Annotated in this window: 21 protein-coding genes and 1 pseudogene; 13 read left to right on the top strand and 9 right to left on the bottom strand. The window is 59.8% G+C overall.

Annotation, left to right across the window (positions count from 1 at the left end; all coding sequences use genetic code 11):
* Positions 1 to 58 precede the first annotated feature (58 nt).
* The 3 genes from eutH to IAE33_RS09850 form a co-directional block, all read right to left on the bottom strand.
* A complete protein-coding gene (gene eutH / locus IAE33_RS09860; RefSeq protein WP_201163362.1) occupies positions 59 to 1,291 on the bottom strand; it encodes an ethanolamine utilization protein EutH in 1,233 nt (410 codons plus the stop codon).
* A gap of 81 nt (positions 1,292 to 1,372) precedes the next feature.
* A complete protein-coding gene (locus IAE33_RS09855) occupies positions 1,373 to 2,137 on the bottom strand; it encodes an SDR family NAD(P)-dependent oxidoreductase (protein ID WP_201163361.1) in 765 nt (254 codons plus the stop codon).
* A 105-nt stretch (positions 2,138 to 2,242) separates the two neighbouring features.
* The gene (locus IAE33_RS09850) at positions 2,243 to 3,010 is read right to left on the bottom strand and encodes an SDR family oxidoreductase (protein WP_201163360.1); all 768 of its coding nucleotides are present in this window, start codon (positions 3,008 to 3,010) and stop codon (positions 2,243 to 2,245) included.
* A gap of 160 nt (positions 3,011 to 3,170) precedes the next feature.
* Here IAE33_RS09850 and IAE33_RS09845 point away from each other — a divergent pair, with 160 nt between their 5' ends.
* The 5 genes from IAE33_RS09845 (at position 3,171) to IAE33_RS09825 (ending at position 8,647) form a co-directional block, all read left to right on the top strand.
* Positions 3,171 to 3,608, top strand: coding sequence for a hypothetical protein (locus IAE33_RS09845; RefSeq protein ID WP_201163359.1), 438 nt, complete (start codon positions 3,171 to 3,173; stop codon positions 3,606 to 3,608).
* Between the two features lie 261 nt (positions 3,609 to 3,869).
* Complete coding sequence (locus IAE33_RS09840) at positions 3,870 to 5,264, top strand: amino acid permease (protein ID WP_201163358.1); 1,395 nt, start codon at positions 3,870 to 3,872, stop codon at positions 5,262 to 5,264.
* Positions 5,265 to 5,323: 59 nt separating this feature from the next.
* Entirely contained in the window at positions 5,324 to 6,706 is a 1,383-nt protein-coding gene (locus tag IAE33_RS09835; RefSeq protein ID WP_201163357.1) for an NAD(P)/FAD-dependent oxidoreductase, read from the top strand.
* A gap of 15 nt (positions 6,707 to 6,721) precedes the next feature.
* A complete protein-coding gene (locus IAE33_RS09830; protein ID WP_201163356.1) occupies positions 6,722 to 7,072 on the top strand; it encodes a cupin domain-containing protein in 351 nt (116 codons plus the stop codon).
* Positions 7,073 to 7,135: 63 nt separating this feature from the next.
* Positions 7,136 to 8,647, top strand: coding sequence for a CoA-acylating methylmalonate-semialdehyde dehydrogenase (locus IAE33_RS09825; RefSeq protein WP_201163355.1), 1,512 nt, complete (start codon positions 7,136 to 7,138; stop codon positions 8,645 to 8,647).
* 65 nt (positions 8,648 to 8,712) lie between these two features.
* Here the strand turns inward: IAE33_RS09825 and IAE33_RS09820 are convergent, their stop codons facing one another.
* The gene (locus IAE33_RS09820) at positions 8,713 to 10,152 is read right to left on the bottom strand and encodes a PucR family transcriptional regulator (protein ID WP_201163354.1); all 1,440 of its coding nucleotides are present in this window, start codon (positions 10,150 to 10,152) and stop codon (positions 8,713 to 8,715) included.
* Between the two features lie 142 nt (positions 10,153 to 10,294).
* On the opposite strand from IAE33_RS09820, the pseudogene IAE33_RS09815 reads away from it, so the two are divergent.
* From IAE33_RS09815 to IAE33_RS09795, 5 genes and pseudogenes are all read left to right on the top strand, one after another.
* Positions 10,295 to 10,426, top strand: a pseudogene (locus IAE33_RS09815) (IS3 family transposase); the annotation flags it as partial.
* A 28-nt stretch (positions 10,427 to 10,454) separates the two neighbouring features.
* Entirely contained in the window at positions 10,455 to 11,885 is a 1,431-nt protein-coding gene (locus tag IAE33_RS09810; RefSeq protein WP_201163353.1) for a coniferyl aldehyde dehydrogenase, read from the top strand.
* Between the two features lie 7 nt (positions 11,886 to 11,892).
* Positions 11,893 to 12,447 (top strand): nucleotidyltransferase family protein, encoded by a 555-nt coding sequence (locus IAE33_RS09805; RefSeq protein WP_201163352.1) that lies wholly within the window; start codon positions 11,893 to 11,895, stop codon positions 12,445 to 12,447.
* A gap of 213 nt (positions 12,448 to 12,660) precedes the next feature.
* A complete protein-coding gene (locus tag IAE33_RS09800; RefSeq protein WP_201163351.1) occupies positions 12,661 to 13,434 on the top strand; it encodes an RHS repeat-associated core domain-containing protein in 774 nt (257 codons plus the stop codon).
* Between the two features lie 350 nt (positions 13,435 to 13,784).
* Positions 13,785 to 14,396 carry a class I SAM-dependent DNA methyltransferase gene (locus IAE33_RS09795; protein ID WP_201163350.1) on the top strand — a complete coding sequence of 204 codons (612 nt, stop codon included), beginning with the start codon at positions 13,785 to 13,787 and terminating at the stop codon, positions 14,394 to 14,396.
* 76 nt (positions 14,397 to 14,472) lie between these two features.
* Here IAE33_RS09795 and IAE33_RS09790 read toward each other — a convergent pair whose 3' ends face one another.
* A complete protein-coding gene (locus tag IAE33_RS09790) occupies positions 14,473 to 15,681 on the bottom strand; it encodes an MFS transporter (RefSeq protein WP_201163349.1) in 1,209 nt (402 codons plus the stop codon).
* Between the two features lie 321 nt (positions 15,682 to 16,002).
* On the opposite strand from IAE33_RS09790, the gene IAE33_RS09785 reads away from it, so the two are divergent.
* Positions 16,003 to 17,256, top strand: coding sequence for an MFS transporter (locus IAE33_RS09785; protein WP_201163348.1), 1,254 nt, complete (start codon positions 16,003 to 16,005; stop codon positions 17,254 to 17,256).
* Between the two features lie 7 nt (positions 17,257 to 17,263).
* Positions 17,264 to 18,517, top strand: a complete 1,254-nt coding sequence (locus tag IAE33_RS09780) for an arsenic transporter (RefSeq protein WP_201163347.1) — start codon at positions 17,264 to 17,266, stop codon at positions 18,515 to 18,517.
* Positions 18,518 to 18,554: 37 nt separating this feature from the next.
* Here the strand turns inward: IAE33_RS09780 and IAE33_RS09775 are convergent, their stop codons facing one another.
* The 4 genes from IAE33_RS09775 to paaY form a co-directional block, all read right to left on the bottom strand.
* On the bottom strand, positions 18,555 to 19,769 hold the full coding sequence (locus tag IAE33_RS09775) for a type II toxin-antitoxin system HipA family toxin (protein WP_201163346.1): 1,215 nt from the start codon (positions 19,767 to 19,769) through the stop codon (positions 18,555 to 18,557).
* Positions 19,769 to 20,113, bottom strand: a complete 345-nt coding sequence (locus IAE33_RS09770) for a helix-turn-helix domain-containing protein (RefSeq protein WP_201163345.1) — start codon at positions 20,111 to 20,113, stop codon at positions 19,769 to 19,771. The genes IAE33_RS09775 and IAE33_RS09770 overlap by 1 nt, the downstream gene beginning before the upstream one ends.
* Positions 20,114 to 20,245: 132 nt before the next feature.
* The gene (gene paaX, locus IAE33_RS09765; protein ID WP_201163344.1) at positions 20,246 to 21,169 is read right to left on the bottom strand and encodes a phenylacetic acid degradation operon negative regulatory protein PaaX; all 924 of its coding nucleotides are present in this window, start codon (positions 21,167 to 21,169) and stop codon (positions 20,246 to 20,248) included.
* Positions 21,170 to 21,246: 77 nt separating this feature from the next.
* Positions 21,247 to 21,846: a phenylacetic acid degradation protein PaaY gene (gene paaY / locus IAE33_RS09760; RefSeq protein ID WP_201163343.1), complete on the bottom strand. Its 600-nt coding sequence runs from the start codon at positions 21,844 to 21,846 to the stop codon at positions 21,247 to 21,249.
* 306 nt (positions 21,847 to 22,152) lie between these two features.
* Between paaY and paaF the strand changes: the two genes are divergently transcribed.
* Complete coding sequence (gene paaF / locus IAE33_RS09755) at positions 22,153 to 22,926, top strand: 2,3-dehydroadipyl-CoA hydratase PaaF (protein WP_201163342.1); 774 nt, start codon at positions 22,153 to 22,155, stop codon at positions 22,924 to 22,926.
* Positions 22,927 to 22,938: the final 12 nt, after the last annotated feature.

The raw sequence follows: 22,938 nt of genomic DNA, 5'->3' as shown, positions 1-22,938 counted from the left end.
AGCGCAAACGCCGCTTGGCTCTGCAAGCCCAAGCGGCATTGAACGATGACCCGGCCTGTCAGCGCAATACTGGGCTGGCCGGCATGGCTTCGGCCTGTAACGCCTGGCGTCCAAGCTCCACGGCTTTGGGTACTGCAAGCCAGTAGGCCAATACCATACCCAGAATGCCGCCGGCGAGTTTACCCACGATCAGCGGCCCGATGAGGGTGGGCTGGAAGTTGGCCGAGTAGGCCAGATGATCGCCGAAGGTGAATGCCGCGCACACGGCAAACGCAATTACCAGTACTTTGTCTTTCGGCGGCATGTCGGCGACCAGGCGGAACATCGCCAGGATGTTGGCCGAAGCGGCCAGCATCCCGGCAGCCCCAACGGCAGACAAGCCGAGCCTGGATGCCAACATCTCGATTGGCCGCGACAGGTAGCGTTTTATCAGGTACACCATCGGGAAAGCACCGCAGAGCATGATGCCTACATAGCCGGCAATCTCAAGCGCCCGGAACTGGTCGGCCTTGTCGGCAATGATTGGCGCAAACCCCCAGCTACCGAATACCGAGGTAAACACACCCGTGAAGTATTCCACGATCGAGGCCACCAGCACCAGCGTAACCGCCGCATACATCAACTGCCCAAGCTTCAGGAACAGGCTGATCATCAGGTTCGGCAAGTAGCGCAGTGCTGCGGCCAGCACCCCGCAGAACACGATCAACGGTAAAAGGTTGCGCAACACGCTCAATAGTGTGAAATGCAGAGCCTGGGTGGCGACCCCGGTGGTGGCGATATCCGGGCGTACGCCCAGTCCCATGGCTTGCATGCCCATGGCGATGAACACAATACTGATGGGTATGCTGAGCAAACCGGCCATGATGCCCAATGCCATGTACTTGTGGTCGGCCTTGTCGAGCATGGCCAGCCCCACCGGAATCACGAAGATCACCGTGGAGCCGCACTGGAAACCGGTAATCAGGCCGAGGATCCAGCCCTCAGGGCTGTGCGAAAGCGCTTGTGCCAGTTGATAGCCCCCCAGGTCCGATGCTATGAAGATCGGCCCCGCGATACCGGCGTCTGCACCCATCGCGAGAAACACCGGGCCGATGACCTGGCTGATGAAGCTGGAAATAAAGGGGATGGCGGCCATGATCCCGGCGACGGGAATGAAAATGGGGCCGATACTGTGCAAACCGGCGGTGAACTCCTTGCCCAACTCTGATTCCGCATTCACGATCGATGCTATTGCGCCAATCGCTGCACACACCATGATCACGTAGATGACGTAAATGCCTATGTTTTCCATCTGCTGCCTCTCTCTTGTTGGAATTGGCTTGGGGCAGAATTGAAGGGTGCTGCACGTTATTCTTGTTCTGGCGCCTAGGGATTACATCGCGGTGTAGGCATTGTCGACGAACAGGTGCGAGCCGCTGACGAAGCTGGATTCATCGCTGGCCAGGAACAGCGCAGCATTTGCCACTTCGCTGGGCTCACACAGACGGCCCTGCATGCTCCTGATCGCTTCATCGGACGCGTCGACACCGTAGCCGCGCAGCAGGTCCAGTTCGCGGCGGCCATGGGCGGTGCCGATGAAGCCTGGGCAAATGGCGTTGCTGCGGATGTTCTGATCGCGGTACTCCACTGCCAGCGCGCGGGCGAACATGTGGCAGGCACCTTTGGTCGTGCAATACAGCACCTCCATCGGCGTGCCAACCACCGCCGAGATAGACGACGTGCAGATCACGCTGCCACCGCCGGCGGCGAGCATCCCGGGCAACACAGCCTTGGTGACCAGGAACATGCTCTTGACGTTGATACTCATCAGCCTGTCCCAGTCAGCTTCACTGGTTTCCAGAAAGGGCCCGGCTGCAATGATGCCCGCGTGGTTCAGCAGCACGGTGATCGGGCCAAAGTGCGCGTGCCCTTGGGCTACCGCGCGATGTACCTGGTCGGCCTGGGATACGTCGGCGGCAACAAACAGCGCCTGGCCGCCCTGGGCATTGATTCGCGCTGCGACCGACTCCCCCTGGCTGGTTGGCAAGTCCAGGATCACGACCTTGGCACCCTCTGCGGCGAAGCGTTCAGATACAGCCAGGCCGCAACCGCCCGCGCCGCCGGTGATGAGTGCTACTTTGCCTTTCAAACGGTCCATGGATAGGTGCCTCGCCTGTTGTGGTTGTAGTACCAAAACTAGAGGCGAGGGGCCGTGGGGTAAATATACCCAAGGGTATAGGGGCTACCTGACAACGTGCAGCCGTTATTCGCCGACCCGCGCAGCGACCATCCGGTCATTGAACTGCTTGAAGAACTCGGCATACCCGCCGTTGACCTCCGCAAACCGCAGCGGCTTCACGCGCTCGACCAGAATCTCCTCGGCATCAGGCGAACGCTGGAAAATGCCCATGACTTCGTCGGTGAAATCCTTCAGTGGCATGGCATGCGGGTCGTTGGCCTGGCGCTCGCCCATCAGCTCGGTCTGTACGTAGGGCGGCACCAACTCGTGAACTTTCACCGCCGTGTCCTTGAGCTGATAGCGCAGCGACTGGCTGTAGGAGTGCACTGCTGCCTTTGTCGCGCAATAGCTGGGGGTGAGTGCCAGTGGCATGAAGGCGAGGCCCGACGACACTGTCACGATGGCAGCATGGGGTAGGGTCAAGAAATGCGGCAACAGCAACCCATCGAGGCGGATCGGCCCCACCAGGTTGGTGGCGACCGTAGCCTCGAGCTCTGTGGCGCCGTTACGCAGGGGTTCGCCACGCATGATGCCGGCGCAATGGATCACTGCGTTGAGTCGTGGGTAATCGTTGATCAATTGTCTGGCGACCCTTTGCGTGGCTTCCGGGTCGCTGGTGTCCAATACCACGTAGTGCAGGCCAGGGTTAGCCTCGGCTACTTGCTTAAGCACCCCCTCGCGGCGCCCGGCGATGATGATTTCATTGCCCAGCGCCAGAAAGGCTTCGGCGAGCGCACGGCCGATACCGCTGCCGCCACCAGTGATGAGGATGGTATTGCCTGTGGTTTGCATTGCAGGTCTCCTTCGAAGTTCGGACGTAGTTAACCTGGGGTGGCAGCTTGCACTAAGATAGGCGCTTTCGCGGGCATTGTGGAAACAGGCGCCCGAATTCGGATAACTGTAGTGTCAGGCCTGACCCGCACACCTTTTAGCTGAGCCCAAGGAAGAGCACATGAACACCCGCACCCCCGTCATCAGCATGCTGATCTTTCCGTTTGCCCCAATCGTCGTGATTTTCATCGCGCTGCACCTATGTGGAGAGATCTGGTACGCAAGCTACTACATGCCTGGTGAAGATGGCGGTGAGGTCGAGCCGGCGGTGGCGCTTTTTATTATTCCAATGCTGTTGTCGGTGATATCACTGCTGTTGGGCGGGCTCACTGCATTGGGTCGGTGGGGAGTGCCTGGCTGGCTGACGGGGCTGGCGCGGGTGCCGCTGGCGATCATCGCCTTGCTGCTGTCGCTGGTAGCGACCTTGTTTTTTATGGGGCAGCCGCAAGCCATATTCACACACTGGCAAGTGGCACTCACCTGGCTCGCCTGGCTTGGCAGTGCGGGTGTATTTCTGGTGCAGCAGTGGGATCGTTTGCGCAATGGAGGGTCCGTGTAAGCTGGCGATGAGCACTGGCCCTGTGCCGCGCTGTTCGCTGATATCACACCCGCAATGGTTTGGTGGAGTAGGGCGCTTCGACGTTAGCATGTCTGCGTTGGTGCATCGCTGTTAACCAGCGTCCTGGCAAGTAGCCCAATGAGGGTTCATACACTTGTACAACTGCACCCCCGCACCACTGAATATTTAACGATATCCAGTACCCCGAAGGCGTTTTAGTCTCCTGTTCAAGCGTTGAACAATAATAAAAGGAGACACCCCATGCCCATTCAGTCAGCGCATGACCCGCGCCTAAAACGATCACTGAAAACACGCCACATCAGCATGCTTGCCCTTGGCGGCGTTATTGGTGCAGGTCTGTTCGTCGGTTCCAGCGCTGTCATCGCCTCAACCGGTCCGGGTGCGTTTCTCACCTATGCCATCACCGGCATCATCGTCGCCCTGGTCATGCGTATGCTCGGTGAGATGGCCGCGGCACATCCCACCAAGGGTTCTTTTGTTGACTACGCCCGAATGGCGTTTGGCCGGCCGGCTGGGTACATGACCGGTTGGCTGTACTGGTATTTCTGGGTGATTGTGGTTGGCTTCGAGGCCGTGGTTGGCGGCCAGATCATCAATGGCTGGTTCCCGGATATTCCGGTCTGGGTCATTGCTTTGGGACTGATGATCAGCATGACCTTGCTGAACATGATGTCGGTGCATTCTTTTGGCGAGGCCGAATACTGGTTCGCCGGGGTCAAAGTGGCCGCCATCGTTGTGTTCCTGCTCGTGGCAGGTGCATACGTGTTCCATCTGTGGCCGAACTCCACTGCCACGTTTGACAACCTGACCCAGCATGGCGGCTTCTTGCCTCATGGCATTGGTGCACTGTTCACGGGTGTCGTCGTGGTGATCTTCTCGATGACAGGTGTCGAAGTTGCAACACTCGCTGCGGCAGAATCGGAAGACCCGACTCGCAACATCCGCAAGGCAGTGAACACCGTCATGGTACGCATCCTGGTGTTCTTTGTACTGGCTACTTTTTTCATCGTTGTCGCCCAGCCATGGACCAGCCTGACGCCAGGCAAATCTCCCTTCGTGACCACGCTGGAGCACATTGGCATTCCTGGCGCTGGCGAGATGCTCACCGCGGTCATCCTGGTTGCCGTGCTGTCGGTACTCAACGCCGGCCTCTACACCTCTTCGCGCTTGCTGTTTGTCCTGGCCTACAATGACGAGGCGCCTCGCTGGATAGCTGGCGTTAACAAAAAAGGCGTGCCGGTTCGTGGCGTGCTTGCCTCCACCTTGGTGGGCTATGGCTGCGTGGTCATTGCAGCGCTGTGGCCGGATACGGTGTTCCAGTTCCTGATCAATTCCTCGGGCACGGTGTTCTTGTTTGTCTACCTGATGATCTGCCTGTCGCAGCTCAAGCTACGCCGCAAGTGGGTAGAAGAGGGCAGCCTGAAGTTCGCCATGTGGGCTCATCCATGGCTGCCGCTGCTGGTCACCGCTTCGATCATCGCCGTCCTGGTCAGCATGGCATTCGACCCCTCCATGCAAATGAGCCTGCTGCAGTGCGTGATAGCCATTTTCGCTATTGCTGCTTCGTATCTGGCACTGCGCCTCTCTCGCAAGCGTCAGCGGGCCGTCAAAGGCCAGCCAGTGACGAGTGCATAGTCAACACCGCCGTATCAGTACACCCCCGGACCCCGGGCCCTTGATGGGAAGCCAACAGCATGTCAGCGAAATACGAATTGTCCCAGTTGCCAAACAAACCGCTATGGTTTGCGCCGAGTCCGCCGCGTGAGCAACTGGAAGGTGCGATCCAAGCCGATGTCGTCATTGTCGGGGCGGGTTACACAGGGCTTTGGACAGCCTACTACCTGCTCAAGAGTGACCCTTCGCTGCGCGTAGTTCTGCTTGAGAAAAACGAAGTCGGTTTTGGTGCCTCGGGGCGCAACGGTGGGTGGGCGTCCGCTATCTTTCCTATCTCGCTGCACAGGGTAGAGCAGCTGTACTCGCACAGTGCTGCTCTGCAATTGCAGGCTGCAATGAACGAAACAGTCGATGAGATTGGCCGGGTACTGGCCTTGGAGGGGCTGGACGCTGACTACGCCAAGCAAGGCTTCTTGTCGCTGGCGCGTAGCAAACCACAGATGGCACGAGCCCGGACTGCAGTCGAGTCTTCGGCACGCTTTGGCCTGCCGGATCAGTGGCGTGTGCTCGAGGCGGCCGAGGCACAGACACGCATGGGCGCTCAGGGATCGCTGGGCGGCCTTTATACCGAGCACTGCGCCTTGGTACACCCTGGCAAGCTAGTCCGTGGCCTGGCAACGTTGGTCGAAGGCCTGGGTGCCAAGATCTACGAGCAATCAGCCGTGACCCACATGAGCCCAGGTGTCGTGCATACTGCCCAGGGTTCGGTGCGGGCGGAAATGACCGTACGCGCGACCGAGGCATTTACGGCGCAGCAACCTGGCCATTCACGTTTCGTCATTCCGCTGTACTCCCTGGTACTGGCGACCGAACCGCTACCCGACGACCTGCTTTGCAAACTTAATCTCAATCACCGCATGGCGTTCAATGATATGCGTCACCTGCGCGTTTACGGCCAGGTTACCGCCGAAGGGCGCCTGGTGTTCGGTGGGCGCGGCGCTCCCTACCACTGGGGCTCGCGCATGTGCGCCGAGGACGACTTGGTCGACAACACACATCGCAAGATCTACCAGTCGCTGTTGGACTTCTTTCCGGCGCTGGCTGATGTGCGCATCACCCATCGCTGGGGCGGTGCACTTGGGGTGGCTCGCGACTGGTGCCCGACGGTGAGCGTGGATCGCACAAAGCGTATTGCATGGGCGGGCAACTATGTCGGTGACGGCGTGGCCACCAGCAACCTGGCCGGCCGCCTCTTGCGGAACTTCATTCTGGGGCGCGACGAGGAAATCAACACGTTGCCCCTGGTCAACCACCGCTCGCCATCCTGGGAGCGCGAACCGTTGCGCTGGTTCGGCATCAACAGCGGCCTCGCAGCGGCGTCGCTGAGTGATCTCGAAGAGCGCTTCACCCACAAACCTTCCCGTACCGTGATGCTGCTGGAAAAGCTCACCGGCGCCCATTGATAAGGAGAAAACCCTATGCCTTCGTTCACCATCATCAAGCACGCCGACATCGAGGCCCTGCCACTTAAACCAGCCGGCCAGCGTGCTGGGGCTGACAAGGGCGACCCACAGATCGCCATCCAGACCCTTGCTCCGGAAGCAGTCGGTAATCTCGGTGTGTGGGAATGCCAACCCGGTGGCTGGCCAGTCATTGAGCGACCTGACACCGAGTTTACCTACATCATTTCCGGCAAAGCTTTGCTCACCGACAGCAGCACTGACGAAGTCGTGGAAGTGAACGGCGGCGACCTGATCATCCTGCCGCCGGGGTGGACCGGCCGATGGGATGTGCTCGAGACCGTACGCAAGGTCTACGCGATTTACTGAAACATGAGTACGGCGAGCAAAAAATGCTCGCCACCGCAGTTACCCTTTGATGTGAGAAAGACAATGACCCAAACCATCATGAACTGGATCTCCGGCGCCCAAGCCGAGGCCACCAGCGGCCAGCAACTGCCGGTCTACAACCCGGCTACCGGCGTGGTCACTGGCCAGGTGCAACTGTCGGCGCAGAGAGACGTGGATGCTGCCGTGGCATCGGCCAAGGCCGCCTTCCCGGCCTGGAGCAACCTGTCGCCGCTGCGCCGCTCGCGGGTAATGAACAAGTTCCTGGCGCTGCTGAATGAGCACAAAGACGACCTGGCGCGGATGATCACCGCCGAGCATGGCAAGGTCTTTACCGACGCCCAGGGCGAAGTGATGCGTGGCATTGAGATCGTCGAATTCGCCTGTGGCGCGCCGCAGTTGCTGAAAACCGATTTCACTGACCAAGTCAGTACCAACATCGACAACTGGACCCTGCGTCAACCATTGGGCGTGGTCACTGGCATCACGCCGTTCAACTTCCCGGTCATGGTACCGATGTGGATGTTCCCGGTCGCCATCGCCACCGGCAATACCTTCGTGCTCAAGCCAAGCCCGCTGGACCCAAGCCCGAGCCTGTTCATTGCCGAGCTGCTCAAGCAGGCCGGCCTGCCTGATGGCGTGTTCAACGTGGTGCAGGGTGACAAGGATGCGGTGAACGCACTGATCGAGCACCCGGATGTACAGGCCGTGTCGTTCGTAGGTTCGACCCCGATCGCCAACCACATCTATGAAACCGGCGCTCACCATGGCAAGCGCGTTCAGGCTCTGGGTGGCGCGAAGAATCACCTGGTGGTGATGCCTGACGCCGATATCGACCAGGTGGTCGATGCCCTGATCGGTGCGGCCTACGGCTCGGCCGGTGAGCGTTGCATGGCCATCAGCGTGGCAGTGTTCGTCGGTGATGACATCGCTGAAAAAGTCATGCCGAAGCTGATCGAACGCACCCGCGAGCTCAAAGTGCTTAACGGTACCAACCTCCAAGCCGAGATGGGCCCGATCGTTACCCGTGCTGCGCTGGAGCGTATTACCGGTTACATCGAGCAAGGTGTTAAAGAGGGTGCGACCATGCTGGTCGATGGTCGTGGTTTCAATGGCCAGACTGCAGGCGAAGGCTGTGGCGACGGTTTCTGGCTGGGCGGCACGCTGTTCGACAATGTCACTCCAGACATGCGCATCTACAAGGAAGAGATCTTCGGCCCGGTGCTGGCGTGCATGCGCGTGAAAGACTTCGCCGAAGCGGTCGACCTGATCAACGCCCACGAATTTGGCAACGGCGTGAGCCTGTACACCCGCGACGGCCACATCGCCCGCGAGTTCGGTCGCCGTATCCAGGTGGGTATGGTTGGCATCAACGTACCGATTCCGGTGCCGATGGCCTGGCATGGCTTTGGTGGCTGGAAGAAGAGCCTGTTCGGTGACATGCATGCTTACGGCGAGGAAGGGGTGCGCTTCTACACCAAGCAGAAAAGCATCATGCAGCGTTGGCCGCAAGCCATCGCCAAAGGCGCAGAGTTCGCGATGCCGACCAGCCATTAAGGCTATCGGCTAGCTGACGGAAAAGGCCCCGCCCACGCAGCGGGGTCTTTTACATCGGGCCGATTTTAATCGATCAGCTTTGTATTCTTGCCGGCCTGAATTGCAATCCAGAAACGTGCGATACCACTGGTAGTGGTGGGCTTAAGGCCCGTGAGCTGTTCAACCAGTTTCAAACGATAGACAAGCGTTTGGCGGTGAACATCAAGGTCGAAGGCGGTTGCTTTCCAATTGCCGTCGTTCTTCAGGAAAGTAACCAGTGTGGTCAGCAGCGCTGCACCTTGAGTGCGATCGTGCTCAATTAACGGGCCCAGATAGCGACCTACCAGTGCCCGTGCTTCAGACATCGACTTGGGTGCCATGATCAACCCGGTTTCTGCTTCGCCATAGGTCAACATGGTCTTGCCAAGCTCCTGAGCTTGGGTAAGGGCAAGCCGAGATTGGCGGAAACTTTCCTGGAGACCCGTTGCTGTTGAGATTGGCCCGCTGACACCCATCACAGTGCCGTTGCCAAGGTGTGTGCCTAAGGCTTCCAATAGGGATGGCTGGTTTTGAGTAAGTCCCATCAACAGTCCGTTTTCGACGAGCAGCAATGGTGTCAGCGAGTAAAGGGCAGGGCAGTGATGGATAGTCTCGATTGACCAGGGCCCGTCTGGGCCTGGCGATACCGCCAAACTGACCAATGTGCCTGTGTGACCATGACGTTCCAGCATCGGCAACGCCAGGGAGAACTCGGTTGTACCGTTGAGTAAACTGCGCAGCAGCAACTCACCCTCTTCGCGTTGCTGATCGCGTTGGATCATCAGACGCTCCAGTTCAACACCCAGCAAGCCGGCCAATGACCGCACCAATATGGAATCATCGGCGGTGCGCCTGGCGCTACTCGAGATGATGAGATTTGCACGGGCTCGACCACCAATCGGTATGCGTTCGATGTGGTCGACACTGTCTGGAGGTACGAGGTTGGCTTCGACGAGTTTGAGCCCGCTGACAGCGTCTTCAATGCTCAGGCTGATACCCAATGCAGTGGCGAGTGCCGACAGCCTGCCCCTCATTTCGGGCTGCTTGCGCAGTACCTCTGCATAAGTCTGAAATAACCGTTCGCTGGCATTGAATCGCTCCCGCTGTGCCTGCAGAACGCTTTCGATCACTTGATGTGAAAGCTTGACGAACTCCAGCTCAAAGCTCGCGCGTAGCACCGGAAAATGTAGCCTGTCGGCAGCCTCCAGCAGCGCTTCTGTCAGGTCGGCAACATCCTGCCTGGGCGCGATGACCAGTGCGCTAGCGTTGCTCTGTACCAACTGCTCAAGCCATTCGACCTGCGCTTGCGAGGTCTGTGGCAGGCCAACGCCGGTTGTCATTACCAAATCACCTGGTGACACCCATCGCCACGGGTCGGGCAGGTCAACGGTATGTGCCCAGGTAATGGTGCGCCCAATACCCGCCATGCCGGCGGCAATCTCCAGTTTCAGTGGATCAATGGCGATGAGATGTTGCACGGTCAGCATTCGAAGTTCTCGTGTCACGGGGGTAGGCCAAAGGCCACTTATGAACTTTCAATTTCCGAGTCATTATGGAGTGGTCTAATGAAACCGGACACCCATTTAGGCGACAATGCTCGCCACAGAGAGATGTCTGATGACCAGGCGACAGCAAGCTCAGCGAGATATTAGCCTGTACCTGATGGATCATTACAACTGGATAAGACCCCATCAGTTCAACCATGGGCTGGCGCCGGCCAAAGCTGAGGAAAAACTCAAAACTGTGTCCGAGATTAGTTGACCACTACATGCGATCACAAGAAGCCCTCATGAACGTACAAATCGACATTCCCGCCGAGTTCGTCCAGTGCCTGGAGGGCCAGCGTGCTCATTTCGAGGCCAACCGCTTCCCCGACCACGCACAGCGCGTGGCCGACCTCAAATCACTAGTGCGCATGGTCGCGGATAACCGTGAACAGCTGGTTGAAGCAGTCAACCGTGACTACGGCTGCCGGTCGCGCTTTGAAACGCTGTTCGCCGAGATCGCCGTGACACTTGACGGCCTGCGATCGGCGATCAGACAACTGAAGAAGTGGATGAAGCCGCAAAAGCGTCACACCGACCCGCTGCAGTTGCCACTGGCCACGGCACGCCTTATTCCGCAACCCATAGGTGTGGTCGGTGTAGTGGTGCCGTGGAACTTCCCGATCGCCATGGCCATGCACCCTTTGACCTGCATCTTCGCAGCCGGCAATTCGGCCATGGTCAAGATGTCAGAGAACTCCAACCACCTGGCCCAGTTGCTGCGCCAGCTGACCCCGCACTATTTCCCGAAGGGCAAGTTGGCGTTTTTCGAGGACGGCGGTGGCCATGGTCCCGCCTTCACTGCGCTGCCGTTCGACCACATCTTCTTTACCGGCTCATCGGCCACTGGCAGAGCCGTCATGGCCAATGCTGCACGCAACCTGACCCCGGTAACGCTAGAGCTGGGCGGCAAGTCGCCGGCGGTCGTTGCGCCGGACTTCGCCATTGAAACCGCCGCAAAGCGTATTCTCTGGGCCAAGATGTTCAACGCCGGGCAAGTGTGCACCAGCGTCGATTATCTGTTCGTTCCAGAAGGCCAGGTTCAGGCCTTTATCACCGCGGCCAAGGCTTACGTAGCCCGGCATTACCCTGACATCAACCGTGGGGACTACACGGCGATCATCGATCAGCGCGCCTACGACCGCCTGCAGGCCTCGCTAGCCGACGCTCAGAACAAAGGCGCGCGCATCGTGCCCTTGTTGGAAAACCAGAAGCCGGATGCTACTCGGCGCATCATGGCGCCGCATATCGTGCTCAACCCGAGCGAAGCCATGGACGTGATGCAGCGCGAAATCTTCGGGCCGATACTGCCGATCAAAACCTACAAAACCCGCGAGGAAGTGGTGGCCTACATTAATAGCCATCCGCGGCCGCTAGCCTTTTACGCTTATACCCGCGATCGCGAGCTGGCCGACTGGTACATCTACAACACCTTGTCCGGCGGCGTAACGATCAACGACAGCCTGCTGCATGTGGGAGTGCACAGCCTTCCGTTCGGCGGTATTGGTAATAGCGGAATGGGCCATTATCACGGCTACGAAGGCTTCCTGGCGTTCTCCAAACTGCGGCCGGTGCTGTACCAGGGCCCGATACGCGGTATCGACATGTTGTTGCCACCTTACGGGAAACTGGCCGATCGGGTGGTTAACCTGTTGATCAGGATGAAAAGCGGATGAGGGTTTGATGGAGGAGGGCGCTGCACCTGCAATTAAAGCAATTATTTCGGATGACCCTATTCGGCGGAGGGTACTCGAAATAGTGCGGTCCTTGAACTTGTCCGACTGCTGGGTAGGCGCAGGTTTCGTCCGCAACGCGGTTTGGGATCATCTGCACGGTCGCAGTTCATCTAGGGTCTCAACAGACGTTGATGTTATCTGGTTTGATGCCAAGCATTGCACGCCCGAGCAAGATGAAGCCTTGGAGGCAGTGCTTAGATACGTAGACCCGAAGGAACCGTGGTCTGTGAAAAACCAAGCCAGAATGCATGTCAAGAATGGCGATGAGCGCTATGAGTCGGCGACCGATGCAATGCGTTACTGGCCAGAAACTGCCACAGCTGTAGCGATTAGAATGCAGGGGGACGGCACATATGAAATCACTGCCCCGTTGGGACTTGATGATCTTTTCGACATGGTAATCCGGCCTGCAGGGAGGTTCGCTACAGATAAAAATGCTATTTATCAAGATCGTGTCACGTCCAAAAACTGGTTGAAGGTTTGGCCAGTGCTTACTCTCTAGGGCTACCTGACTGCGTCCACCGAGTAGGTGTGATGAGTAGTCGTGTGTTGAGCGAATCAGCGCCCTTTGCAAGCTGAAATTCTGTCTTCGTACAGAGCCTGGAAGGTCCGCGTTTGGGCCCGCGCTAAGGCCAACTGGTATAAATGCCAGTTTTAGAGACTTGAATATTGGCCGCACAATGGCGGCAGGTATGGGCAAAAGGTATAAGCGGCCATGCAAAGGATAGAACAACGAGAATTGGGGTGGGGTACGTTTACCTATACAGCTTACGGTTATCTGCAGAATGGGCTGGCTGCTTTGTTGGCGTTCAATGGCGAGTGGTGGGACGAGGGGCTGCAAGGCTATGCATTGGGTCATGGATATCGATTCTATTGCCCTGCATTGATGCGTTTTTCATGCCCGGATGTGTTGAGTCCGTTTGGTGAGGGCGGCTTGAACATGTATTCGTATTGTCAAGGGGACCCGGTCAATCGCGTAGACCCGACTGGCGGAGTAGCCATACCCAAAGGTATTCCGGGGCGGGCAAGGCAAGTGGCTCTGGTCGTGCCCCATAAAGGGACGCATTACGCCAGCTCCCCATCACTCAAAAAAGGGCCGGGGAAATATTGGAGTGAGGATATTGTTTACCCAGAGTTAAAAAAAGGACCGGGAAAATACTGGCATGCGAAGCCTGTTGGGAAGAGAACCTTCGAGGAGATCGACCCTGGCTCTACCAGGGGCGTCAGTGACGCACCTCCCGTAATGCAAGTCGCCGGTGTGAAGTCGCAAGGACCCACTATTGATGCACTTGCAGAGGGCTGGCGGGAGCGCAGGTACTATGAACACAGACCGGACACGCAGCCGATGAGCCTCGAACAGATGACTCCCAATCACCAGCGGAACCACAACAGCCAGATTGCAGATCTTGAGCGCAATAGAGCGCGTATCAGGGAGCAAGAAGCACGCCGGGCAATAGTTATCCAGCATGCGGCAAACTGGAATGGGTGATTTCTTTGGCAAGGTGACTGTCAGAAACCTGCTTATCCGGCATGTGCTGGGGTCTGTATGTAAAGTCTTGAGATAAAGGTCAGGCAAAGCGAACGCAGCCGAGGAAGCGAGGTTTACGGGTTGTAAATGAGCTTTCCGAGGCTGTGTTCAACGCAGCATCCCAGCAAGGTCTGGTTTTCGGGATGGCAGGTGACAACAACGAGAGCGCTCGCATAATACTACATTTAACATAATATGCATTATGCGCACATTAGCATTTCCCTCTGAGGGATACCTAATGTACATTTCCGTCTCTGGAGTACCTCAAATACGTCCTTTCTCGCCACTCAAGCCAAGGATGCCATTTACTCATGGTTCACCACCCATCCGCAGACCAGATCATCGATCTTTACGATCGTCACGCGTCTACCTGGAACACCCTACGTGCCAACCACTTCATCGACCGCAAATGGATTGAACGCTTCGCTTCGTTACTGCCGTCAGCCGCCAATGTCCTTGATCTGGGCTGCGGCTCTGGCCAACCTGTAGCGCGTTACCTGGTAGAAATCGGCGCATCTGTCGTGGGTGTCGATGCGTCTGCGCACATGCTGGCGCTGTGTAGCGCGCAGTTGCCGGCGCAGGAATGGATTCATGCAGACATGCGCACGCTTGCGCTGAACCGCCAGTTCGATGCGATTTTAGCTTGGAATAGCTTTTTCCATCTGACGCCCGATGATCAACGCCAGATGTTTTCGGTTTTCAGCCGCCATGCAGCGCCGGGTACGTTACTCATGTTTACAAGTGGGCCCGCACATGGCGAGGCATTGGGCGTATTTGAAAGCGAAACGCTGTATCACGCGAGCTTGGATCCGCATGAATATGCCACGTTGCTGAAAAATCACGGGTTCGAGATACGGGAGCATGTCGTCGAAGACGCAGAATGTGGCGGTCATACTGTATGGCTTGCGCGCCGCCTACCCTGATTAATAGGTGATTCGGTAATAACTATGCTAAATATTGATTTAGTTTAGTTATATATTCGGCTGTTGGAGACCTCTCTCACACTGCGTGGGCGTCCAAGCTGTGCTGCACATACCAAGACAGCGGTAGCGTCAGTAGCAGAGTCGCGGCTAGCGCCATCACCGCCAAAGGAACCCCGGTTACGTCGCCAAGGCCACCGAACAACACCGGGGCCAGCGCCCCGCCGCCGATGGTGCCGGTATAGAACAGCGAGAAGGCCTGCTCGCGTTTGCCTGCCCCCGCCAGGTCCGGCACCGCACCGTAAAGCACGGAGGATGTACCGTTCAGCGCCAGCCCTAGCAGCGGCAGCGTCACCATCAACCCCCCATAGGGCAGGAACACGGCCAGCACGACCAGGCTGGCCGTGGTGAACTCGGTAATCCACACGGTCTTCATCATGCCGATGCGCGCCCCGAGGTAACCGCACAGCAACTTGCCGAAAGCGCCGCCAACGAAAAGCAGGGTCAGTGCCAGGCCGATACCCGCGGTGCCGGCGCCCTTTGCCTTTAGCAGGAATGGCAGGAAACCCATACGGACCGCACTGTCCAGGGTACCCGTGAGAATCAGTGCTCGCAGGCCGCCCACCGAGCCCTGCCCCTGAACAGGCCTGGGCGCCTTTTGCTGCATGGCCAGGGTGGACGCGCGAGATGGCATCAGCCACCACAGCGCCAACGCGGCGGCCAGCCCCAGGAGGCCGATCAGGGACACGCTGGCGCGCCAGGTGATTACCGTCAGCAGTAGCCCCACCAAGCCGGGAATCAGGGTCTTGCCGATGTCCCCGGCGAAGTTGTACTGGGACAGCGCCTGCTTGACCCCGCCGCCGGCCTCATGGGTGTCGGTGATGAGCGATGATGCCAGCGGGTGCTGGGTACTCGCCCCCAGGCCGCCCAGCAACAGCGCCAGGAGCAGCACCCCTAGCCCCCCGGCCTGCCCCGCCAGCAGGTAGGCCAGCCCGGCCAGGGCAGTACCACCCACCAGCAGGCGCTCGCGCCCCCAACGTTTGGCGCCGCGGCTGGCCAGCAACTGGAAGCCGGCCATCATCCCGGAATAAGCGCCGCGCAGCAGGCCGATCTGGGCGTAGCTCATTGCGAACTGCGATTGCCAGATTGGAAGCAGTACATAGATCACGTCGGTCAGGCCATCATGCACCGCATGGGCACCGCACCCGGCCAATAGGGAGCGGCGACGCACTGACACATCAGCTGCAGGCAATGCCTTCGGTGAGGCGAAATGTTTCAGCTCATTCATCGTCGAGGCGTACTGCAAAGGTAAAGGGGGGCCAATTACGTACAGGATCGCATAAAGCATGATAGATGCCGTACAAGCTTCCAGAAATAGAGTCACTCCGCGCAAGCTGTCCAAAAAACTTTCATTTTTTTGTTGATCTACTTTGCCCTGCCCTCGCCTATCATCACGCACTGAGCACCTTTGATCAGGGTTGCGCGCAGGCGCTCACCGGGCTGTTTCCAAGCCGGAACCTATCACTCAACGCCGCAGTCTTTTGCCACAGATACCCCAGCGCTGGTCCCCAACCAGCCCCATCCCCGTGGCCCACTCGAGATCACGTCCTTGGAAAACCAAAGGCCCAACACCCCCCACCGTTCGCTTGACTGGTTGAACTTCTTCCTTGCCGATGTGCGCGATGGCCTGGGGCCGTACCTCGCCATCTACCTGCTTGCGGTGCATCAGTGGCAACCGGCAAGCATCGGCCTGGTGATGACCCTGGCCGGTGTCACCGCACTGCTCGCCCAGACGCCCGCTGGCGCATTGATCGACCGCACGCCGGCGAAGCGAGCTGTGGTGGTCATCGCGGCACTACTGGTAACCGGAAGTTGCCTGGTATTGCCGTTTACTTCCTCCTTTACCTGGGTAGCGGTGACACAAACCATCAGTGCCTTGGCGGGCTCGGTATTTGCGCCTGCGATCGCCGCCATCTCGCTCGGTATCACGGGGCCGAAGGCATTTACCCGGCGCGTCGGTCGCAACGAAACCTACAACCACGCGGGCAATGCATTTTCGGCGTTGTTGGCAGGTGGCCTGGCCTACCTGTATGGCCCTGTGGTGGTGTTCTACCTGATGGGTGTGTTGACCGTGGCCAGCATCTTTGCGGTCAGCCGTGTGCCGGCAGCCGCCATCGATCACCAAGTGGCCCGTGGACTGACACATGCCGATAACGGTCAGGAAAGCCCTGCAGGCTTTGCGCTGCTGCTGCACAACCGTACGCTGCTGCTGTTCGCGGTGTGCTGCGCGCTGTTCCACTTGGCCAACGCGGCCATGCTGCCGCTGGTGAGCCAGAAGCTGTCGCAAGTGGACTTGCGCCTGGCTACGCCGCTGACGTCGGCGTGTATCGTTGCCGCACAACTGGTGATGGTGCCGATGGCACTGCTGGTGGGCGCCCGAGCCGAGCAATGGGGGCGCAAGCCGTTTCTGCTGGCGGGTTTTCTGATTTTGCCGTTGCGCGGCGCCCTGTACACGTTCTCCGACAACCCGTTCTGGCTGGTAGGTGTGCAACTGCTGGACGGCATTGGCGCTGGTATTTTCGGCGCGCTGTTCCCCATCATCGTCAAGGACCTCACCGAAGGTACCGGCCGCTTCAATGTCAGCCTTGGCGCGCTGACGGCAGTGTTCGGGCTGGGTGCAGCGCTGAGCCCTGGGCTTGCCGGGCTGGTGGTGCAGTCCTCAGGGTACAATGCCGCGTTCCTGACGCTGGCGGGGATCGCTGCGGTCGCGTTTCTGCTGGTACTGGTCGCGCTGCCCGAAACCAGCCCGCGCCGCAGCAGTGACACCCCTTCCCCCTCCATGCCCTCACCTGCCGGACACTGAACCACCCATGCTTGCAAGCGAACATTCAATGATCATCTGGGCGGTGGCCGCTTTGGCCACTGCCGGTGTCATCCTGCGCCCCTTTCGGGTTCCCGAGTATGTCTGGGCGTTGGGTGGCGCGATATTGCTGACGGTATTCGGGCTGATCAGCCCGCGCAGCGCCCTGGCTGCCGTGGCCAAGGGCGGCGATGTATACCTGTTTCTGATTGGCATGATGGTGCTGGCCGAGCTGGCACGTCAGGAGGGCTTGTTTGACTGGCTGGCCCGCTATGCCGTCGGTCACGCCCGTGGGTCGGGCCAGCGTTTGTTCGACCTGGTGTTCCTGGTGGGGACGGTGGTTACCGTGTTTCTGTCCAACGATGCCACGGCGGTGGTGCTGACCCCGGCAGTGTACGCAGCGTGCAAGGCGGCCAAGGCCGAGCCTCTGCCGTACCTGTTCATCTGCGCCTTCATCGCCAACGCCGCCAGTTTCGTACTGCCCATTTCCAACCCGGCCAACCTGGTGGTGTTCGGCAGCCAGATGCCGCCGCTGCTCGACTGGCTCCGGCAGTTTACCCTACCCTCGCTGGCGGCCATCGTCGTCACCTACCTGGTGCTGCGGGTCACCCAACGCCGACAGATCCGACAGCCACTGGCGCTGACGGTGGCAACCCAGCCGCTGTCGGCGGGCGCACGGTTGTGTGCAGTCGGGATCGTGCTGACTGCCAGCTTGCTGCTGGTGGCTTCAGCCCTGGACCTGCCGCTGGGCCTGCCCACCTTTGGCGCAGGTGTTGCCACCACTGCACTCATCCACCTACGCCAGCGGCGCAGCCCTGTGCCTGTACTGCGGCATGTAGCGTGGGGCGTGCTGCCTCTGGTGGCCGGCCTGTTCGTGCTGGTAGAAGCCGTCGCGCAAACAGGCGTTATCGAATACCTGGCCCATGCGTTGTTGCACATGGAGCAAGGCTCGCAAGCCAAGGCAAGCTGGGTTGCCGGGTTGGGTGTGGCGCTGGCCAGCAACCTCATGAACAACCTGCCGACGGGCCTGATAGCAGGCTCCATGGGCGATATCGTGCAACTGCCCCAGCAGACCACTGCGGCCCTGCTGATCGGCGTGGACCTGGGGCCCAACCTGTCGATCACAGGCTCGCTCGCCACCTTGCTCTGGCTGGTGGCGATTCGCCGGGAGGGTGAATCGGTGAGCGCCTGGCGCTTCCTGCGCCTGGGTGTGCTGGTGATGCCGCCCGCATTGGCTGCAGCACTGCTGTGCCTGACCCTCTGACGCCTCGCGGCAAACGTGGCCTGCCTAAAGGGCGGGCCTAGCCGAGCATTCGCACCGCGCTGACTGCGTCACACGCTTTGTCCAGGTCTTCGCCTGACAGAAACTGGGCGTAGTGGTCCTTGAGTGCCCCGCCCCAGCTGGCGACCTCCTCCAGCACATGCTCCGCCTCTTCCCGGCCCAATGCGAAGTGCGTGTGGTGGCTCAGCAGGTTCGCCCGGCTTATCTGGCTGCCCTCACGGCCAACAGCCATGGCCAGGGTTTTCGCCGGGCCTTCGTCAAGCATGGGCAGTACGTCATACAGCGGGGACAGGCGCCATTGCCCGCCCAGCCAGATCACCGCATGGTTGCGTGGGTGGTCGTCCGAGTTGCCCACCAGCGCGTTGTAGCACATGCGCTTGAACAGCTCCTGCAGATCGGCTGCTGGCACCCCGCGCCTGCGCATCTCATCGGCCACGCCTGCATAACGCCAGTCCTTGTGGTGCGGGCCGTTCCATTCCGAGTCGAGCAAGGTCAGCGCACTGAGCATGGGGATACGCCTGGCGCCCTGGTCAATCGGCGTACGGTCGAAGCGCTCCACCAGCAGGGTGGAGGGATGCTCGGCGTGCAGTGCAGTGCGGGCGACATGCAGCCCCTTCTGCGCGGCGAATGTCATGCAGGCATGTTCGATAGTGGGCAGGTCGTAGTGATCGAAGCGGTCCCGTGGTTTGGCCAGAATCAGCATGCCTTTATCCTGCAAGGTGCGTTTAGGCCGCGCGCCCCCCAAGGCGGAACGCTGTTGCCGTACGCTCAGCGCCGCGATGGCTTCGGCGTTCAGCTGGCCGTCATACACCGCTTCGCACGCAGCGATGAACCGTGCCAGGCCTTTCAGGCCGGGCACCGCCCCCTCGCCGATGCCTTCCGCCGGGGTATTGGCGCTGCCGGCCATCAGGTTACCTACTCGGTCGTTGTTGGGGGACTTGAGCAGAAAATCCAGCGTGCTCAGCTCCTGGCCATACACCCGGTGCAGCAGCCGTTCGCCCCAGCCGTCAGGCATTGCATCATTGATGAAACCAGGAATACCCCGGTTGCGGGTGATGCCGGTGTAGGGCTCGGCCCGCAGCGGGTAGTTGATCGGGTCTGGCACCCAGTGGCCCTGGGCGACGTAATCTGGCGCATAGATGAACTCGCCGGCTTTGCCCTTGAGGGTCAGGCGGCCAAGCGTGACCACGCGCCCGGTGTCCGGGTGCTGCATGTAGATGTAGGCGCGCTGCATCAGAAATCCTCCGCCTTGGGCTTGGCCAGGCGTACCCGTCTACTGGCCAGGCTCTGCGCACCTTCGGCGCTCTCGGTGAAGCGGGTGACCTGAGAGGCCTGCTCCAGGCCCTCAAGCGATGTGAAGACGACATCGCTGATGCCCAGGCGCCAGAGCACGAGCATGAATGACCGCAGGTCGATCTGTTCGGACCCGCTCTCGATCTTGCGCAGCGTATGCGCCGACACGCCAATCGCCGCTTTGATATCAGCCTGCCGCAGGCCAAGCGCCAGGCGGCGGGCCTTGACCAGCAGCCCGATTTTCCCAAGCGTATCCGCGCAGGCAACCGGAAAGAAATCCAGCATAACTGTCACCTTCGTCGACCTTATGGTGCACAAGGCTAACGCTGGCGTGCTTTAAAGGAAAGCAATGAATTAATAAGGTTAACCATGGTTAGCTTTATGTCGCATAAAACCTATCTGGGTGAGCTTTAAAAGCTACTCCAGGCCTCCAAAACGGCTGTAGAAACTTTCACTCACATCCGGCAACGGCCCGTCTGCCGTTTCCAGTGCAGTGTTCAACCACTGCTCAGCCTTGGCGAATACCAGCCGGTAAAGGTTGCGGCACAGCTGGCGGGCGGCCCTGCCTTCCCAGTCGCCTGGCAGCAGCTCATCCGGCAATTGCGGGTCGCGCAGCAGCAAGCGGCGGTACTCGTGAATCAGCAGCGTGCGCGCCAGGAAGCAGTCCTGGGGATTCAGCTCGGGCTGTTCCTTCAGGCTTTGCCACAACGGCCTGAACAGCTGGATGAACTCACTGTAATGCTGGCCAAGCTCTTCGATACGCCAGCTCTCGCGCACCTGGGCCCGCATGGCCTTGGAGGCCAATACTTCCTGGGTGTGGGTTTCGAAGACGATGCTGTCATCCACGGCGTCCAGCTCACGCAACGTGCCCGCAAGGTCAGTACGGTCCGCACGGGGGCACCCGAGCAGGTTCGGCGCCATCAACCCGTAGCCCTGCCACTCAAGCTCCTCCCTGACCGCTTTGCGCTTGGCGGCGTCGAGCTGGGACAGCAACACCAGGGTCCAGGCGCCGTCCCAGGCTGGCTGGCTGGGACTGTATACCCGTTTGAACGCTTTTTCGAAGCGCCGCCGACCGGTGCCGGTAAGGCTGTAATAGCTACGCCGGCCAACCTTCTCGGCGGTCAGCCAGCCTTCTTTGGTAAGCCGGAAGATGGAGGTGCGGATCAGCCGCTCATTGATCCCGATGGGTTCCAGCAGGTTGATCAGGCTGCCCAGCCATACCGTGCCGCCATGGGGCTCGATGGCATCGCCGTACAGCGTGATGATCAACGAGCTGGCGCGGATTGGCGTCTGCTGCTGAAAGCGGGTGACCAGCGTGTTGAGGGGGGCAAGAGTGCTCATGGATGGACTGTGCGCAGATAAAGCCGTGACTATACCTGCGCTGCGGCCCGCGTGGCCATTGCGGGGGCTGGCAAGGCTCATGCCGGCCCCCGGCCTTTGGGGCGCAGCCCATCATCGGCCATGCGTGGGCGTTGCGCCTCAGCCTGGGCCAGCGGCGTGCATTCTACCAACCCCTGCATGCAACGCAGGGTCAGTTGCTGGTACTGCGCCGTGCCACGCTGCTTCCAGGCCAGTTCCTCGTCAGTCAGTGCACGCTTGACCTGCGCAGGTGAACCCATCACCAGGCTTTGCGCAGCACTCTGGAAGCCCGCCTTGACGAAAGCAGTGGCCGCCACGATGCAGCGTGGGCCGATACTGGCACCGTCCATCACCACCGCATTCATGCCAATCAGCGCATCCTCGCCGACCCGGCAGCCGTGCAGCACGGCGCCGTGGCCGACATGGCCGTTGCGTTCGATCACCGTATCGCCGCCCGGGAAACCATGCATCACACAGGTGTCCTGCAGGTTGGCGCCCTCCTCGAGCACGATACGGCCAAAGTCCCCGCGCAGCGAGGCCAAGGGGCCGACATAGCAACCGGCCCCGACTATCACGTCACCGATCAGCACCGCGCTGGGGTGCACATACGCACTGGGGTGGACGACCGGTGTAAGACCATCAAGTCGATAACAAGGCATTGTAATATCCCCTAAAAAATTCGATACATGAATCGATTTTGTATCACGTTTTAGAGCACGTCAACGTTGAGATCTTCAGCATAACTGCGCGATTAAGGTCCGGATCAACGCCTTCAAGCCGCATGCTTCGTCGATTAAGTGATGCAAACAAGGGATACGCAAATACAATTTCGATGTTGATTGTCAGTATCGCATGTGACATATACTTGGTCACCGAGGCCGCCACCTGCGTGTGACGCCCCTGCAAACAACTCCAATAAAAGCCGGTGCCTTGACGCGCCGTGCGTGCAGCCCGAGGAACCCGACATGCCGCGATACCTTGATGTGCAGCCACCTGCAAACGGCGTCCAGTTGGTCACCCTGCAACGTCCAGACGCCCTGAACGCGTTGTGCACCGCACTGCTGGCGGAACTTGCTGCCACCCTCGAAGCCGCTGCGCAGGATGATCAGGTGGCGGCCGTGGTCATCACAGGGAACCTCAAGGCCTTCGCTGCCGGCGCCGACATCGCGGAAATGGCTGAACGTGACCTGGTGGGCATGCTCGACGACCCCCGCATTGCCCACTGGCGCACCATCGCGGCATTCCCCAAAGCGCTGATCGCTGCCGTCAACGGCTACGCCCTGGGTGGCGGCTGTGAGCTGGCCATGTGCGCGGACATCATCGTGGCAGGCAGTGATGCCCGCTTCGGCCAACCGGAAATCAACCTGGGGATCATGCCCGGTGCCGGTGGCACCCAACGCCTGCTGCGCGCCGTCGGCAAGCCCCTGGCCATGCAAATGGTGCTCACCGGCGAGCCCATCAGCAGCCGGCATGCCCTGCAAGCCGGGCTTGTCAGTGAGGTCACACAGCCCGAATTCACCGTGGAGCGGGCCCTGCACATCGCCCGCACCATTGCCGCAAAGGCGCCCCTGGCTGTGCGCCTGGCCAAACAAGCCCTTCTGCAGGCCGGCGACACCGACCTGGCCAGCGGCCTGCGCCTGGAACGCCAGGCCTTCACCGTGCTGGCGGGCACCGCCGACCGGGACGAAGGTATCCGCGCCTTCCAGGAAAAACGCCAGCCGCACTTCCAGGGCCGCTGAAACACTACCCGC

Origin of the sequence: Pseudomonas sp. S60 (assembly GCF_016647865.1) — a bacterium.
In the GTDB taxonomy this organism is placed as follows: domain Bacteria; phylum Pseudomonadota; class Gammaproteobacteria; order Pseudomonadales; family Pseudomonadaceae; genus Aquipseudomonas; species Aquipseudomonas parafulva.
The sequence above is the reverse complement of the archived record's forward strand: the minus strand, read 5'-3'. Positions and strand labels throughout refer to the sequence as shown.